At 63.7% G+C, this 15,998-nt stretch carries 17 protein-coding genes; all 17 read right to left on the bottom strand.

What is annotated here, in order from left to right:
- Positions 1–720 (bottom strand): zinc ribbon domain-containing protein, encoded by a 720-nt coding sequence (locus DXB86_RS08540; RefSeq protein ID WP_117736832.1) that lies wholly within the window; start codon positions 718–720, stop codon positions 1–3.
- A complete protein-coding gene (locus DXB86_RS08535) occupies positions 717–1,526 on the bottom strand; it encodes a Nif3-like dinuclear metal center hexameric protein (RefSeq protein ID WP_117736831.1) in 810 nt (269 codons plus the stop codon). The genes DXB86_RS08540 and DXB86_RS08535 overlap by 4 nt, the downstream gene beginning before the upstream one ends.
- A complete protein-coding gene (locus DXB86_RS08530; protein ID WP_117736830.1) occupies positions 1,523–2,701 on the bottom strand; it encodes a cysteine desulfurase family protein in 1,179 nt (392 codons plus the stop codon). Before DXB86_RS08530 ends, DXB86_RS08535 begins: the two co-directional genes overlap by 4 nt.
- A gap of 6 nt (positions 2,702–2,707) precedes the next feature.
- Positions 2,708–3,379 (bottom strand): ribulose-phosphate 3-epimerase, encoded by a 672-nt coding sequence (rpe, locus tag DXB86_RS08525; protein ID WP_117736829.1) that lies wholly within the window; start codon positions 3,377–3,379, stop codon positions 2,708–2,710.
- 18 nt (positions 3,380–3,397) lie between these two features.
- On the bottom strand, positions 3,398–4,405 hold the full coding sequence (locus tag DXB86_RS08520; RefSeq protein WP_117736828.1) for an NAD(P)H-dependent glycerol-3-phosphate dehydrogenase: 1,008 nt from the start codon (positions 4,403–4,405) through the stop codon (positions 3,398–3,400).
- Positions 4,406–4,414: 9 nt separating this feature from the next.
- Positions 4,415–5,098 (bottom strand): glycerol-3-phosphate 1-O-acyltransferase PlsY, encoded by a 684-nt coding sequence (plsY, locus tag DXB86_RS08515; protein ID WP_117736827.1) that lies wholly within the window; start codon positions 5,096–5,098, stop codon positions 4,415–4,417.
- A complete protein-coding gene (der, locus tag DXB86_RS08510) occupies positions 5,091–6,425 on the bottom strand; it encodes a ribosome biogenesis GTPase Der (protein ID WP_117736826.1) in 1,335 nt (444 codons plus the stop codon). Before der ends, plsY begins: the two co-directional genes overlap by 8 nt.
- Before the next feature lie 10 nt (positions 6,426–6,435).
- Positions 6,436–7,878 (bottom strand): DUF512 domain-containing protein, encoded by a 1,443-nt coding sequence (locus DXB86_RS08505; protein WP_117736825.1) that lies wholly within the window; start codon positions 7,876–7,878, stop codon positions 6,436–6,438.
- A gap of 2 nt (positions 7,879–7,880) precedes the next feature.
- Positions 7,881–8,780: a 4-hydroxy-3-methylbut-2-enyl diphosphate reductase gene (locus tag DXB86_RS08500; protein ID WP_199411028.1), complete on the bottom strand. Its 900-nt coding sequence runs from the start codon at positions 8,778–8,780 to the stop codon at positions 7,881–7,883.
- 2 nt (positions 8,781–8,782) lie between these two features.
- Positions 8,783–9,511, bottom strand: coding sequence for a lysophospholipid acyltransferase family protein (locus tag DXB86_RS08495; protein WP_117736824.1), 729 nt, complete (start codon positions 9,509–9,511; stop codon positions 8,783–8,785).
- A gap of 3 nt (positions 9,512–9,514) precedes the next feature.
- Positions 9,515–10,201: a (d)CMP kinase gene (gene cmk, locus DXB86_RS08490; protein WP_006236034.1), complete on the bottom strand. Its 687-nt coding sequence runs from the start codon at positions 10,199–10,201 to the stop codon at positions 9,515–9,517.
- A 66-nt stretch (positions 10,202–10,267) separates the two neighbouring features.
- Positions 10,268–11,245, bottom strand: coding sequence for a pseudouridine synthase (locus DXB86_RS08485; protein WP_117736823.1), 978 nt, complete (start codon positions 11,243–11,245; stop codon positions 10,268–10,270).
- Positions 11,232–11,960: an SMC-Scp complex subunit ScpB gene (scpB, locus tag DXB86_RS08480; protein WP_117736822.1), complete on the bottom strand. Its 729-nt coding sequence runs from the start codon at positions 11,958–11,960 to the stop codon at positions 11,232–11,234. The genes DXB86_RS08485 and scpB overlap by 14 nt, the downstream gene beginning before the upstream one ends.
- Positions 11,961–11,971: 11 nt before the next feature.
- Entirely contained in the window at positions 11,972–12,784 is an 813-nt protein-coding gene (locus DXB86_RS08475) for a ScpA family protein (protein ID WP_117736821.1), read from the bottom strand.
- 84 nt (positions 12,785–12,868) lie between these two features.
- Positions 12,869–13,552 (bottom strand): site-2 protease family protein, encoded by a 684-nt coding sequence (locus DXB86_RS08470; RefSeq protein WP_117736820.1) that lies wholly within the window; start codon positions 13,550–13,552, stop codon positions 12,869–12,871.
- 9 nt (positions 13,553–13,561) lie between these two features.
- On the bottom strand, positions 13,562–13,858 hold the full coding sequence (locus tag DXB86_RS08465; RefSeq protein WP_117736819.1) for a hypothetical protein: 297 nt from the start codon (positions 13,856–13,858) through the stop codon (positions 13,562–13,564).
- The gene (locus tag DXB86_RS08460) at positions 13,845–15,878 is read right to left on the bottom strand and encodes an ABC-F family ATP-binding cassette domain-containing protein (protein ID WP_117736818.1); all 2,034 of its coding nucleotides are present in this window, start codon (positions 15,876–15,878) and stop codon (positions 13,845–13,847) included. The genes DXB86_RS08465 and DXB86_RS08460 overlap by 14 nt, the downstream gene beginning before the upstream one ends.
- Positions 15,879–15,998: the final 120 nt, after the last annotated feature.

The raw sequence follows: 15,998 nt of genomic DNA, 5'->3' as shown, positions 1-15,998 counted from the left end.
CTAGGCTTCCTTGCTCGGGAGTACCAGGAGGCGGTGGCAGTACGGGCAGTGCGTAATCTCGCTGCCGTCGTGGTTGAGGTCGCTCATGGACGATGCCTGCAGCGCGGTGTGGCAGACCGTGGGGATGTTGCCCTTGATGGTCTCGACGGCCAGGCCGCGGAACTGCTTGAGCAGACGCTCGTAGTCGGTGAGCACGTCGGCCGGCAGCGTGGCGGCCAGCGCGGTGCGCTCCTTAGTGGCGGCTTCGATCTGAGCCTGCAGGTCGGCAGCCTTGGCGCGGGCGGCCTTGGTATCGGCCTTCACGCCCTCTTCGAACTTGGCGATGATTGCCTGCGCGCGGGTCTCGCGGTCGAGCGCCTCTTTGTGGGCGACAACGACGTCCTTGCGGGTGTGCTCAATCTTGTCCAGACGCTTGGCCAGGGTGGCGAGCTCGTTCTCCAGGTCCTGAACCTCGCGATAGTCAGAGCCGTCGACATGGCGCTTCTTGGCGGCCTCGATGGCGTTATTGGTCTGGATCTCGGTGGTGTTGAGATCGTCGAGCTCAATATCCAGGTCCTTGCGTTGGGCGTAGAGCCTGGTCATTTCGGCCTTGAGCTTAACGTAGGTCTTGCGCTTGGAAGCGAGCTCCTTGAGCTCCGGCATATTGGCAAGTTCGCTCTTGTTGCGGGCGAGCTCCAAATCGATCTGTTGCAGCTTGAGTAGCGTAGCGCCGGCGCTCATAAGTTCTCTCCTTTTGTCACAGTCCACCATTGGCAAGGGTTCATTATTTTAATCGCATGACGGGGGTCGGCCCCGGCGTCAACTGCAGAGTTCATCAATATATCAACGAACGGCTCCTCGGAGCGGTCGTGGCCGAGCAAGATCACCGGCAGCCCGCGCAAGGCAAGGTCTTGCGCCACGTGGTAGCCCGCCTCGCCCGTCACGACAACATCTGCGCCCGCGGCGATGGCGAGCTCTCCGAAGTCGCCCAGGGAGCCGCCCAAAATGGCGACGGTGCGGCACGGGCGATCAGCTTTGCCCCACACACGCGGGTCGCTGCCAAAGGCCGTGGCAGCACGGGTGGCAAGATCGCGCAGCGTGCACGGGTCGTTGAGCGTTGCAAGTGCGCCCAGGCCGGTGGCCTCGGGGTCGTCCACGTGCTCCAGTGAGCTCACGGGTGCGGCACCCAGCAGCTTGCTCAGGCAGACACGGGCTTCGTGCGAGCGGTCCAGGTTGGTGTGGAGCGAGATAATGCTCACCCCGCAGCGGGCAGCCTCGTAGAGGGCCGCACTGCACTGGGGTCGTGTGGCATCCGCCGGACAAAAGGCCTCGGGTGCCTTGATGTATATGGGATGATGCGTCAGCAGCACGTTGGCGCTTGCTTCTTGGGCGCGGCGAACATTAGCCTCAGTCGCATCGAGTGCGCAGGCAACGCCGGTGATCTCCGCGGCCGGATCGCCAACGGAGAGTCCTACGTGGTCCCAGGGCTCGGTGTCCGTCTTGGGATAGCGTGCCAGCAGCGCGCGCTCAAGCTCGGCGACGATCATGCGGCGCCTACGATCGAGAGCAGCGTCTGGGCAAACTCGTCCAGATCGTCCGGATTCACGCGGTCGTCAAAGGAAATGCGTAGTGCGCCCAATGCCTGCTCGCGACCGATGCCCATTGCGCTTAAAACATGGCTCGGGTCCATGCTGCCACTCGAGCATGCCGAACCTGCAGACACCTCAAAGCTGGCGGCGTCGAGCTTGATGATGAGCTCCTCGGAGTCCATGCCGTCAATGTAGATCGATACCATGCCGGGCAGACGGTCGGCATGTGCGTAGTCGCCCATGGTGGCGTGAATGCGCGGATGGGCCGTAAGCGTGGCGTAGAGCTTGTCGGAAAGGGCTTGCAGCTTCTCGCGCTCCTCGGCCACATGGGGCGTCAGCGTGCGGGCGGCAGCGGCAAAGGCGAGCTGCGTGCGCAGGTCCTGCGTGCCGGCACGTCGTCCGGCTTCCTGTCCGCCGCCAAAGATTCGGGGGCGCAGCGGCGTGCGGTTCTTAAGGTAGAGCGCGCCGGATGCCACAGGGCCGCCGATCTTATGCGCGGCAACGGTCATGGCATCGACGCCCAGCTCAGTGACATCGAGCGGAATATGCAAGTAGCCCTGGATGGCATCGGTGTGGAACAGGGCGCCGGCAGCATGTGCAGCGGCGGCCAGCTCGCGGATGGGCTGCACCACGCCGGTCTCGTTGTTGGCAACCATGATGCTCACGAGCGCCACGTCGTCGCCGAGCAAGTCGCTCAGCGCGGCGGTCTCGATGTAGCCCGCGCGGCAGGGCTGCACCAGATCGACGGTAAAGCCGGCGGCGCGCAGCAGCGGCAGGTTGTCAAGGATCGAATCGTGCTCAATCGCCGACACGATCACGCGGTCGCGCTTGCGATCGCGCTGACGAGCACCCTCGGCAAGTCCGAGGAGCGCCAGCTGGTTTGCCTCGGTGCCGCCGTTGGTCAGGACGATCTCGGACGGGCGAACGCGTGCGCCAAAGCTACGGGCGATCTCGCGACGGGCAACTTCCAGGCGTGCGGCGGCCTTGCGGCCAAGCGAGTGCAGCGAGTTGGGGTTGACGCCCGCAAGCTCGCTGTCGTCGTACTCGCGCTGCGCAAGGAGCGCCTCGGCGCGCATGGGCGTCGAGGCGGCATAGTCAAGATTCACGGGTATGCGGTTTTGACCTGCGGTCATAAGGATTTATGCCTCCTGTGCAGCCTTGTTGCCCAGCTTCTGCAGCAGCGCAACCTCAGCGGCGGGATCTTCGGACTTAAAAACGGCGGAGCCGGCTACGAGCACGTTGGCGCCGGCCTTGACGACCTCGGCGATGTTCCTGGAAGAAATACCGCCATCGACCTCGACCAGGGGCGAAACGCCGTGGCGCTCGCACATGGCCTTGAGCTCGTGCAGTTTGGCAATGGTACCGGGGATAAAGCTCTGGCCGCCAAAGCCGGGGTTCACGCTCATCAGCAGCACCATATCGACGACGTCGATGATGCTCTCGAGTACGCACACGGGGGTGGCGGGGTTGAGCACCACGCCGGCCTTGACGCCGCGCTGCTGCAGATGGGTGAGCGTGCGGTGCAGGTGCGTGGAGGCCTCGTAGTGCACGGTGATTATATCGGCACCGGCATCGGCATACCAATCGACCGTCTCATCGGGGTTCGACACCATGAGGTGCGCGTCGACTGGTACATCGGTGGAGCGCTTGACGGCCTTGAGGATATCGACGCCAAAGGTGAGGTTGCCGGTAAAGTGACCGTCCATGACGTCAAAGTGCACGTAGTCGGCGCCGGCGATCTTGTCGAGCTCGCCCTTGAGGTTGGCCATATCGGCCGAAAGGACAGACGGAGCGATTTTAATGGAACCCATGGTAGAAGCCTTTCTGCACTAGTCGGTGAGTCCGTAGAACTCATGAGAAGGGACGCGGTCGGTGAGGATCTCGAGCGCCCTATCCAAAGTAACACCGTTGTAGAGCGTTTGCTCTACGGCAAAGGTGAGCGGAATGTCTACGCCCAGTGAACGGGCAAGCTCGCTGACGCTGCGGGCCGCGACGGCGCCCTCGACCACCATATGCGTGCGAGCCTGGTACTCGTCGAGCGACACACCATGGGCAAACTCGTAGCCAAAGGTGCGGTTGCGCGAATGCTCCGAGGTGCAGGTGGCGATGAGGTCGCCCATGCCGGCGAGTCCCATGCACGTTATGGCCTGCCCGCCACGGGCGTGCACCAGTCGGCTAATCTCGGCCAGGCCGCGCGTCATGATAAGAGCGAGCGTGTTGTCGCCCGCGCCGGTGCCGGCGGAGATGCCGCACACGATGGCGATGACGTTTTTCATGGCGCCGCAAACCTCGACGCCGGTCATATCCTGCGACAGGTAGATGCGGAAGGCCGTGGACAGCAGCAGGTCCTTAAAGGTCTCCCCTACCTGCGTATCTTCGCTGGCGATGACGGCAGCAGAAAGCCCGCCGCGGCAAATCTCCTCGGCATGGTTGGGGCCCGAGAGGGCTGCCACACGCCGCTCGTTGCCGATCTCGCTGGCAATGACCTCGCTCATGAGCAGGCCGGACTCGGGCTCAATGCCCTTGGTGAGGCAGAGCACCGGGGTGTCGGCAACGATGAAGGGCGCTGTCTGATGACATACGCTTCGCAGGTGTGTGGAGGGCACGGCAAAGATGACGGCTTCGGCGCCCTTGAGCGCCTGCGCCAGGTCTGTCGTGGCGACGACATTGCGGGGCAGCTCATATCCCACAAGATACCGGGGGTTACGGTGCTCGCCGTTAATGCCGGCGGCCGTCTGCTCGCTATGGGCCCACATGGTCAAGCGCTCGGCTCTCGCGGCGGCAAGGCCGGCGACGGCAGTTCCCCAGGAGCCGGAGCCAATCAGCGCAACATTCATGACTCTCTCCTACTTATCGTCGGGCTCGGTGACGCGCTTGGTAAACGAGAGCTTGGACTCCTTACCCGTCATGAGCTTTTTGATGTTCGCGCGATGGGCCCACACCACGGTGATGCCAATCATCGCCATGCAAAACTTGAGGCCCAAGCTGCTGTACGGAAAGACCGCGCAGGCAGCGATGGGAAGACCGATGGCGGCGGCAAGTGAGCCCACCGACACGTACTTGGTGATGGCGACGGCTACGATAAACATGCCCAGCAGCGACAGGCCAATGGGCCAGTACCAGGCAAGGATCACGCCCAGACCAACGGCGATACCCTTGCCGCCATGGAAGTTGAGGTAGGGCGAGAAGATATGGCCCCATACAGCTGCCAGGCAGATGACGCCGAGCATCCAGTCGCCGGGGGCTCCAGGCGCCATGATGCTTACGGGGAAGCCATAGCCCAAGTCGGCAATGAGCGGACGCGCGATAAGGACGCAGATGGCGCCCTTAAGGCAGTCGAGCAACAACGTGAGCGCGGCCACCTTAGGGCCGGCCACGCGCAGCGCATTGGTTGTGCCGATGTTGCCGGAACCCGCCTTGCGAATGTCGGTGTGGTTGAACACGCGGCCCAGGATCAGGCCAAACGGAATCGCTCCGATAAAGAACGAGACCACGGCGCAGATGGCGGTCAGCAGAATCGGATTATGCATCCTTTTGTTCCTTCTTCCTAAAGAAGAGTCGAATGGGCGTGCCGGCAAAATCGAAGGTCGAGCGCATGCGGTTCTCCACGTAGCGCTGGTAGGTGTCGTTGACCAGATCGCTGTGGTTGACGAAGAACGTGAACGTCGGCGGATTGACGCCCGTCTGAGTCACGTAGTGCATGCGCAGGCGGCGCTTGCCGTCCACCACGGTGTGGCCGAACTCACGTAGGTCGGTGAGGAACGTGTTGAGGCGCGAGGTGCTGATCTTTTGCGAACGCGTCTTCTCGGCTGCGTCGACCATCGCCCAGATCTTCTCGACGCTGCGGCCAGTGAGGGCAGAGATGCGCAGGTACTGGGCCCAGGGAGCCATGACGCCCAGACGGCGGTCGATGGTCTCCATGCAGGCCTCGCGCTTGCGGTCGTCGTCGAGCAGGTCCCACTTGTTGAGCAGCACAACGATGGCACAGCCGCGCTCGATGGCAAGACCCATGACCTTCTGGTCCTGTTCGGTAACGCCCACGGAGGCGTCGACGACGAGCAGCGCCACGTCGGCGCGGTCGATGGCGCGCAGGCCGCGGACCATCGAGTAGTACTCGATATTCTCGTACACGGTGCTCTTCTTGCGGATGCCCGCGGTGTCAACCATGCGGTAGTGCTTGCCGTTGCGCTCCACGACGGTGTCGATGGCGTCGCGCGTGGTGCCGGCAATGTTGGACACGATAGAGCGATCGGCGCCCAGGATGCGGTTGAACAGCGACGACTTGCCGGCATTGGGGCGGCCGATGATGGCGACGTTCAGGGCGTCGGGGAACTCATCGGCGACCTCGTCCTCTTCCTCCGGAAGCAGGGCCACGATATCGTCGAGCAGGTCGCCCGTGCCGTGGCCATGCAGGGCCGAGAGGGGCGTGGGCTCACCGACGCCGAGCGAATAGAACTCCCAGATGCTGTCGTTTTCGCGATCGGGGTTGTCGAGCTTGTTCACCAGCAGAAAGACCGGCTTGTCGCAGCGCTTGAGCATGCGAGCGACCGACTCGTCCTCCTCGGTGACGCCGGTGCGGCCATCGACCACAAACAGGATGACGGCGGCTTCCTCGGCGGCGGCGAGCGCCTGGTCGCGGATGGACGTGGCAAAGACGTCGTCGCTCTTGAGCGGCTCGATACCGCCCGTGTCGACGATGGTGAACTCGCGGCCGTTCCAATCGGCCGTGTGATATGAGCGATCGCGCGTGACGCCGCGAGACTCGTGGACGATGGCGTCCGAGGTCTGGGCCAGGCGGTTAACGAGCGTGGACTTGCCCACGTTGGGGCGTCCGACGACGGCGACGATAGGTTTCATCTGCTCTCCTTTAATGGGTAGGGTCAGCGGAATTAGTAGAGTCGGCAGGCACAATGCCAAGGATGTGCTCCAGGGTATCGAGTAGCTCATGCGGCATGGTCGACACCACATGAACCTCGGCGCCGCGACTGGTAAGGCTTGCGAGTAAATCGTCACGATGATACTCGTCAAGCGTCATGCCGTCAGCGTTGAACATGAGCTTAGGCACAAAGAGCATAACCCCCGACAGATCTTGGGGCAGCTGCTCCAAGATGTCACACGCGACGATGAGGCCGGTCACGTCCACGTTGCCGCCAAAGTAGCGGTTCTTGATGGCCGTGACAGTGCCGGCGAGTCCCTGGGACGACTCCACAAAGCGGGCCACCGTGTCGCGTGCGCTGGCGCCCGAGAGGCACAGCAGGTGCTGGCTGCGGGCGGCGATGGCCTCGCGGACGCGGGCCAGACGCTCGGTATCGGCGGCAAGCACGTCGTCGGTCTCGTCTAGATACGAGCGGATCATGCCGATGCCGTCGTAGTACTGCGGGTAACCGTCGTAAAAGTCCGCCTCGGGAGGATCGATGCCGGCGTCCAGATAGAACTCGTCGCTCATCTGGAAGGTGTGGCGGCCAAAGCGCTCGAAGGCACGGTCCTGGTAGGGACGGATCATGGCAATGGTCTCGCGCGCCAGCTCGGGCTTGTCGCTGTAGGACCAGCTAAAACGGTTCTGATGCTTGGTAAAGCCGAGCGGCACGATGCCCAGGCTTGTGATTTGCTCGTGCTCCTCGCAAAAGCGCAGGGTCTTTTCCAGCTCCTCGCCGTCGTTCATGCCGGGGCACAGCACAATCTGCGCGTGAATCTCGATGCCGGCGGCCATGATGGTCTCGAGTACGTCCATGCCTCGCTGAGCGTTACGGCCCATCATACGACGGCGGACGTCGGGGCTCACAGCGTGGACCGACACGTTCATGGGACTCATGTTGCGCTGGATGACGTTTTGCACGTCCTCGTCGGTGAGGTTCGTAAGCGTGACAAAGTTGCCTTGCAAAAAGCTTAGGCGATAGTCGTCGTCGCGAATATAGAGCGTGGAGCGGCCGCCCTTGGGGAGCATGGTCATAAAGCAGAACACGCAGGCGTTGACGCAGGTACGCATGCCGTCGAAGATGGGGCCATCGAACTCCAAACCCCAATCCTCGCCGGGAAAGCGGTCGAGCTCGACGGGGGTGACGGTGCCGTCGCGCGGGTCGAAAACCTCGAGCTCGACGGTATCATCGTCGGCCTCCCAGAGCCACACAATCATGTCGGTAAGCTGCTCACCGTTGACCGTGAGCACGCGCATGCCCGGCTCGATACCCACATCCCACGCGGGCGATTCGGGACGCACGTTCTTGACGAGCGCGCCCTCACCCGGCTCGGGGTCGCGGCTGCGCCCGTAATCGGCCACCTCGGCGGCGTATGCGGGTACGGTCTGGTCCATGGTTAGCGGCAAAGCTCCTTGATGCGCGTGACGGCGCGTTCGATGTGTTCTTGCGGGGTGGAGGCTCCGGCGGTGATGCCGATGTGGTGAGCGTCGGCAAACCACGCGGCCTGGAGCTCGGAAGCTTCCTCGATGTGATGCGTGCGCTCGCAGGCGTCTGCGCAAATCTGCGCCAGGCGGCGGGTGTTGCCCGAGTTCTTGCCGCCCACGATGACCATGCAGTCGCAGCGGTTGGCAAGTGTGGCTGCTGCCTGTTGACGCTCACTCGTGGCGGCGCAGATGGTGTTGATCACGCGCAGCTCCTGCACGCGCGGGGTGATAGCAGCCACGACCTCGGCGAGGTTCTGCGCAGTCTGGGTGGTTTGCACGACGAGGCCTACCTTGCCCTTGAGCGACAAGGCGGTGGCGTCGGCGGCACAGCTCACGACCTGTGCATCATTGCCGGCGTGGCCCAAGATGCCCTCAACCTCGGGATGGCCCGGCTCGCCTACGACTACCACGCGGTAGCCCTCGCGTACCAGGCGCTCGGCGGCCACATGGACCTTCTTCACGTAGGGGCAGGTGGCATCGACCACGTTGAGGCCGCGCTTGCGGGCAGCATCGATGACCTGCGGTACCACGCCGTGGGCGCGGATGATCACGGTGCCGGTTGCGGCGTCGTCCAAGGTGTCGGCCAGACCGACGCCCGCCTCGGTGAGCTCGCGTACCACGATGGGGTTATGGATGAGCGGACCCAGAGTGTGGACCTGAGTGCTCTCCCCTGCCTGGGGCGCGGCGGCAAGCGCCATGTCGAGCGCGCGCTGCACGCCGTAGCAGGTGCCGGCGTGGGCGGCGATCTCGATGGTAGGCGCGATGGCTTGGTCGGACGCAGTCGCGGCGGTGTTTGTCACGTTCTCGCTCATGGCTAGAACCTGCCCGGATGCTCGGCGCACAGCTCGTCGCGCATGGCGTAGACGCGGTTCATGGCCTCGGACTCAAACCAGGCCAGGCGCTCCGTACGCTTAAGCCCGGCCGGTGCATCGGAAAGCGAGACGGCTTTGCCGGCACGAATCCAGCACTTCTTGGGACGCATGAGCTTTTTGCCCGCGGGCGTGATATCAGACCAGCCGCAGATGGCGAGCGGGTTGACGGGCGCCTTGCCCATCTGAGCGATGAGCGCAAAACCGCCGTGGACCTCGGGCTTGATCTCGCGCGAGCGGATGCGCGTGCCCTCGGGGAAGATCAGGACGTCCTCGCCGCGCTGCAGCGCATGCTGGGCGGCGCGCAGGCACTTCATGTCGGCGGTGCCACGCTCGACAGGAATGCCGCCCACGCGGCTAAAGGCCCAGCGTACGATCTTGCTCTTGGCGAATTCGGATTTAAAGATGGGACGCACGCGGCGGCCGCCAAAGTACAGCGCCGTCTCCACGGCCAGCACCTCGGCCATCGAGGTGTGGTTGCAGATGACCACGCTGCCGCGGCCTTCCTGGCGCGCAAACAGCAGGTCAGCGTCCTCGACCTTCCAACGCCACATGAGCTTGGAGAAGGCCCACAGGATGCCCATGACCACGGCGACGATGCCGCGGATGAGCGCCGGGAACTCGACATAGGGGGCGTTGTAGTAATCCTCGGGCGTCTGCTTAAACAGGCGCATGGGCTACCTCCTTTGGTTGATGAGGTCTTCGATAATGCGGACGACCTCATCGATGGTGTGGGCGGTGGAGTCGACGTGCACGGCGTCCTCGGCGGGAACGAGTGGTGCGACCTCGCGGCTGCTGTCGAGCTTATCGCGCTGCTTGAGGGCGTCGAGAGTCTCGTCGACCTCGGCCTCGAGTTGCTCGGAGGTGAGCGGCTGGGCATCATTTTGGTGACGCTGCAGCACGCGGCGGCGGGCACGCTCGCGCGGGTCGGCGGTCAGAAAGACCTTGACCTGTGCGTTGGGGAACACGACGGTGCCGATGTCGCGACCCTCGGCCACGATATCGCGATCCTCGGCGGCGCGGCGCTGATGGATGAGCATGGCGGCGCGCACGCCCGGGTAGGCCGAGACCTTGGACACGTTGGCGTCGACCTGCGGGGTGCGAATGGCAGCCGAGGCATCCTGGCCATCAATGGTCAGGCGTGTGTCTTCGCCAGTGCCGTTGGTAAAGCGGATTTCGATCTGCTCGGCGAGGGCATCGATGGCGGCCTCGTCGTCCAGATCGATGCCGCGGTCGAGCGCGGCGAAGGTGACGGCGCGATACATGGCGCCCGTGTCGAGCTTGTTAAAGCCCAGCTGGCGGGCGATCTCCTTGGCGATGGTGGACTTGCCGGAACCGGCGGGGCCGTCGATGGCGACGATCATGCAATGCTTCCTTTCGATGGTTGACGTGCTGGTATGGTTCGTGGGCGCTGGGGCACGGCGGGTTGCCTAGCCCGTGTAGCGCTCGCGGTAGGTGTTGCGCTTGGGTGCGGAGCCGTGGCTGCCGTGGTGACGCGTGCGGCTGGCGGGCGTATCTTGGGGCTTGTCGCCGTTGCGTTTGGCGCTCGCCTGCTTGGGCGGGATGCCGCCGGCCTTGAGGATCTGCACCTCGCGGTCGGTGAGCTCGCGCCACGAGCCCTTGGCCACGTCCTTGAGCTCCAGGCCGGCAAAGTTGCAGCGGTGCAGACGAATCACCGGGTGGTGGATCTTGCTTAGCATGCGCTTGACCTGATTTTTGCGGCCCTCGCGGATAATGACCTCCACGGCGGTGGTGCCGGGCTTGATGCCTTGGGGAGCTACGGCCTCGGCCTCGCGTGCGGTGATGACGCGGCAGATTGCCGGCTGGCACAGGCCGTCGTCGAGCTCGATGCCACGGCGGAGCGGGTCTAGATCGCGGTCGGTCAGCTGCCCGTCCACGAGTGCCTGGTAGGTCTTGTAGACGTGCTTGCTGGGGTGCAGCAGATCCTGCGACAGGTCGCCGTCGGTAGTAAAGAGCAAAAGGCCCGTGGTGTCGCGGTCCAGGCGGCCCACCGGGAAGAGCCCCGGAAAGCGGTCGCGGGGGACCAGGTCGGCCACGCAAGCACGCTTCTGCGGGTCGCTCATGGTGGTGAGGTAGCCGGTCGGCTTGTAGAGCATCAAGTACACGGCGCCCTGGTTGAGCTTGATGGGCATGCCGTCGACCTCGATATGGTCGCGGTCGACATCGACCTTGGTGCCCAGCTCGGTCGCGACCTGGCCGTTGACGGTCACACGGCCGGCGGTCATCAGGTCCTCCGAACCGCGGCGGCTCGCCACGCCCGCGCGCGCCAAAAAGCGCTGCAGGCGCATGGTGTGCGGGTAGACGGGCTGGGCGTCGGACTCGTGCGTATCCGCGTTGGGCACCGCAGCGCCGACGCGCGTCTCCCCTACTTCGTTAGTCCTCGTCATGTAAATCCTCCGAGGTCTCGTCGACGACCAGGGTCTCCGAGTCCTCGACTGCCTCAATATCTTCAACATCGATATCGATCAGCTCGCGCTCTTCGTCCAGATCCTCGGCCTGTTCCTCGAGCGTGGACTGAATGCTGCGGCCGCTCAGGCGCTCACGGATAAATTGACGCGACTGCTCGTCGGGGGCAAACTGCTCCAGATCGGGCAGGTCGCGGGTGGAGCGCAGACCGAACTTTTCCAAGAAGGCATTTGTCGTGCCGTAGATAATGGCTTGTCCGCGCTCGGGGTCGCGACCGAGCTCGCGCACCAGGCCCTTGTCCACAAGCGATGCGATGACGCCGTCGGAGTTGACGCCGCGGATGCCCTTGACCACCTCGCGCGTCACGGGCTGGTGGTATGCGATGACGGCCAAGGTCTCGAGTGCCGCCTGCGACAGTTTTTGCGTGTCCCAGCTCAGCACGTAGGCCTCGACCACGTCGTGATAGGCGGGATGCGTAAACAGGCGCCAACCGCCGGCGACCTCGCGCAGCTGAAAGCCGCGGTTGGCCTCCTCGTACTCAACTTTGAGCTCGGCGAGCAGCGATGCGCACTCGCCGGGGGCGATATCCAGCGCACCTGCCAGCGCGGGTGCGCTTACGGGATCGCTCGACACCAGCAGGAGCGCCTCCAAGGCGCCTTTGAGACTGTTTGTCTCCAGCGTGGAAAGGGTTGACATGGTTGCCGCTCCTATTCGGTGAGCTCGGGGCCCTCGCCGGGTACGTAGGCCTCGGCGCCCTCGACGCGGTTGATGCGGATGGTTCCAAAGATCTCGTCCTGGCTCAGCGTGAGCGAGCCTCGCTTGGCGAGCTCGAGCATGGCCAGGAAGGTGACGACGAGCTGCTCGGTGGTGGCGTTGCCATCCAGCAGCTCGCGGAAGGTGCAGGTTTGGTGCGCCATGGTAAAGCGGTCGACCGAGGCCACAGTCAGGTCGAGCGGAATGCGATGCGGCGCCACGTGTTCGGCCTCCAACAGGAAGGTCTGGCGCTTGCCGTCCAGGTCGGCGCAAATGACGGCCAGGCCGCGCAGAGTAATGCCGGCCAGGTAGTCGGGCATAAGGCCCAAGAACTCGGGGTCGGGGCCGGCCACGCGCGGATGCATGCGGCTCTCGGCCTGCATGCGGGCACCGAGAGCCGCTGCTGCGCCCTTAAACTGCTTGTAGGCAATCAGGCGCTGGATCAGGACCTCGCGAAGGGCGTCGCCGTCGAGCGTACTGAGCTCCTCGAGGTCTTCGTCGAACTCGCCATCGTCGTCATCGACTTTGCGCGGGGCCTCCTGCGGCACCAGAGAGGCGGCCTTGATGTCCAAAAGGGTTGCTGCGACCAGCAAAAAATCGCTCGCCACGTCCAGGTCCAGCGCTTCGATGCGCTCGGCCTCGGCAAGGTACTGCTCGGCCACCTCGCTGATGGAGATGGCGCCGATATCTACTTTTTGGCGGGTTACCAGCTGCAGCAGCAGGTCGAACGGTCCGCTGTAGACCTGCGTCGACACGCGATACGACATCTTCGACCTCCTTTGACGGCGCCTTCGCGGCGCGGTTTGGGTGCATATTACGACCGTTTTGCACGGTCGACCTGTAAGTTTACCTTAGATGCCGGCGATTGCGAAGTTGAGCAGCTGCTCAGCAAGCGGATACACGGTAACGTCGAAATAGCGGCCGATCACGTCGATGCCGGTCCACATAGGCAGCAGGTACAGCACAATGATGAGGATGGGCATGGCGTATTGCTGCAGGTGATAGTAGTTGTTGAGCGCCTTGCCTTTGAGGAATGGCACGATGATCGACGAGCCATCGAGCGGCGGGATCGGGATGAGGTTGAAGAACGCGAGTGACAGGTTGACCACGATAAACGTGGCGCCGAAGTTCATGATCTGTGACGCCAGGGCAAAGGACATGCTGGTGTAGAGGTTGCCGTACGTTGCGTGCATGAGGGCGGCCGCGAGGCACGCGAGGGCGATGTTCGACGCGGGGCCGGCTGCGCTCACCAGGACCTCGTCACGCTTGGGGTGCTTGAGGTTGTTGAGGTACACGGGCACGGGTTTGGCGAAGGCGAACACCGGGCCGCCGGCGGCAAGCATGAGCAGCGGCAGGATGATGGTGCCAAACGGGTCGATATGGTTAAGCGGGTTGAGCGACACGCGGCCGCGCGAACGGGCCGTCTTATCGCCGAGTGCCCAGGCCGCGGCGGCGTGCGCGCTCTCGTGGATCACGATTCCCACGATGACGGCGACGGCGCTGGCGAGCAGGTTCATGATGTAGCTGCTGGACATGGCGCTCCCCTAGCGAACGCGGCGCGAGGCGCGCGTGAGCAGGTAGTCGATCACAAACAGGATGACGGCCACGATGGCGTAATCCAGGCGGAACACGCCGCCAAAGGGCGATGTGATGACGCCGTAGCCGGCGATGGCGCTCGGCAGCGCGCGCGAAAGCTCAACGACAAAGCCCACGATCTGCAGCTTGGCGGTGAGGCCGCTAAAGCACAGCAGCACGGTCATCACGCTCATAAAGATGCCGCAGATGCGACAGGCGATGGCGATGATGCTCATCGCCACGGCAGCGGCCTTACGAGAGTTCACGCGCGGTCTCCTCTTCGATCTGGGTGGAAAGCTCGAGCCATTCGTCCTCGAGCTTGGGCAGCTCTTGCTTAAGGCCGTTATATTCCCCCAGCGCGGCGTTGAACTTGTCTTGATCGGCATAAAGCTCTTCGCTTGCCATCAATTCCATAAGCTCGTCATAGCGGGCACGCTTTTTGTCGAGCTCCGTCTCGATCTTCTTGAGCTGGTTGCGCACGCCCTTGAGCTTTTTATTGAGCGCTGCGCGGGCTTGGGCCTCGGCGCGCTTTTGCTCCTTGGTCTTTTTGCCCTCGGCGGGTTTGGGGGCAGCTGCGGGGGTGTCGGCCTGGGCGGCGCTGGCTTTGGTGGACTTGGCCGTGGCCGGCGCACTCTCCCCTGCCGTCTCGGCGGCGGCACGGGCTGCGAGGTCCTCGCGCTTGTAGAGGTAGTAGTCGTAGTCGCCGTCATAGACCGTGACCTTGCCATCGCGGATGTCGATCACGCGGTTGGCCACGGCGCGCACCAGGTGTTCGTCGTGGCTGATCAGCACGATGGTGCCGGGGAAGTTTTGCAGGGCGTTCTCGAGCATGTCCACCGAGTCGATGTCTAGGTGGTTGGTGGGCTCGTCCAGGCACAGGAGCGCCTCGGGGGCCACGAGCATCTTGGCCAGGGCCAGACGCGCTTTTTCGCCGCCGGAGAGGACGCGAACCTGCTTCTCGATGGAATCGTTGTCGCTAAACAGGAAGGCGCCCAGTAGGCTGCGCTGCTGTGGCACGGTCCACTTGGGCGTGACGGTGTCGATCTCTTGCAGGACGGTGTTGGACTCGGTCATGCCCTCGAGCGCGTGCTGGGCGTAATAGGCCACGCCCACGTTGGTGCCCAGGTCGCGGGTGCCGGTGGTGGGCGGCTCCAGTCCGGCGATGATCTTCATGAGCGTGGACTTGCCGGCCCCGTTGGGGCCGACGAGCGCCACGTGCTCGCCGCGGTAGAGCTTGAGGTCGATATCGCTGTAGATGTGTTTGTTGCCGTAGGACTTGGAGACGCCCTCCAGGCCCACGACCATATCGCCGGAGCGCGGTGGGTCAGGGAACTTAAAGTCGATGTGCTTGTGGCCCTCGGGCAGGATGACGAGCTCCTTTTTGATCTGCTCGATCTTGCGGATGCGCTCCTGAGCCTGGGCAGCCTTGGTGGGCTTGTAGCGGAACTTGTCAACGAAGACCTGCATATGGGCGATGTCGCGCTCCTGGGCGGCGCGCTTGGCGCGCATCTGCTCCAGGTTGTCCTCGCGCTGCTTGAGGTAGCTGCTGTAGTTGCCGGTGTAAGTGGTCACGCGACGGTTTTCGAGCGCGGCGACGTGGTCGACGCAGGCGTCCATAAAGGCGCGGTCGTGGCTGACGATGAGGACGGCGCCGTCGTAGTTGGCGATAAAGCTGCGCAGCCACTGGACGCTTTCGAGGTCCAGGTGGTTAGTGGGCTCGTCCAGAAGCAGCAGGTCGGGATGGCGCAGGAAGAGCTTGGCGAGCGCGATGCGCATCTGCCAGCCGCCCGAGAACTCGGAGCATGGGCGCTCAAAGTCAGTGACCTTAAAGCCCAGGCCGGACAGGATCTTGCGGGCGTTGCTCTCGAGCTCGTAACCGCCCAGATGCTCAAAGCGGTCCTGGACCTGGCCGTACTCGTTAAGGAGTGCGTCGACGTCCTTGCCCTGCTCGGAGAGCTCGGTGATCTGGGCCTGCAGCTCGTTAGCGCGCTCGCCCATGCGGCGGATTTCCTTGGCGGCGGCCATGACCTCGGCAAGGATGGTGGTGTCCTTGTGCTCCAGATTAGTTTCCTGCTCTAGGTAGCCCACCTGGCAGTCCTTGGCGTACTGGACCTGGCCGGCGTCGGGGCTGTCGATGCCCATGATGATCTTAAGCATGGTGGTTTTGCCGGCGCCGTTGGGGCCCACGAGCGCGAAGCGCTCGCCGGGGTTGATCTGGAAGGACGCGCCGCTAAAGAGGACGCGTGCGCCGAAGCTTTTTTCGATCTTGTCGACCTGGAGGATCATGGTGCCGCCTTTGACCTTGTGTGCCTATATGAAAAAAGGCCCCAACTTGCGTTGGAGCCTCATTCAATGCTCGGGTGGAGACGAGGGGGATCGAACCCCTGACCTCTTGACTGCCAGTCA

It is taken from the genome of Collinsella sp. OM06-18AC, assembly GCF_003438785.1.
GTDB lineage: Bacteria > Actinomycetota > Coriobacteriia > Coriobacteriales > Coriobacteriaceae > Collinsella.
This window is presented reverse-complemented; position numbering and strand designations above follow the sequence as displayed.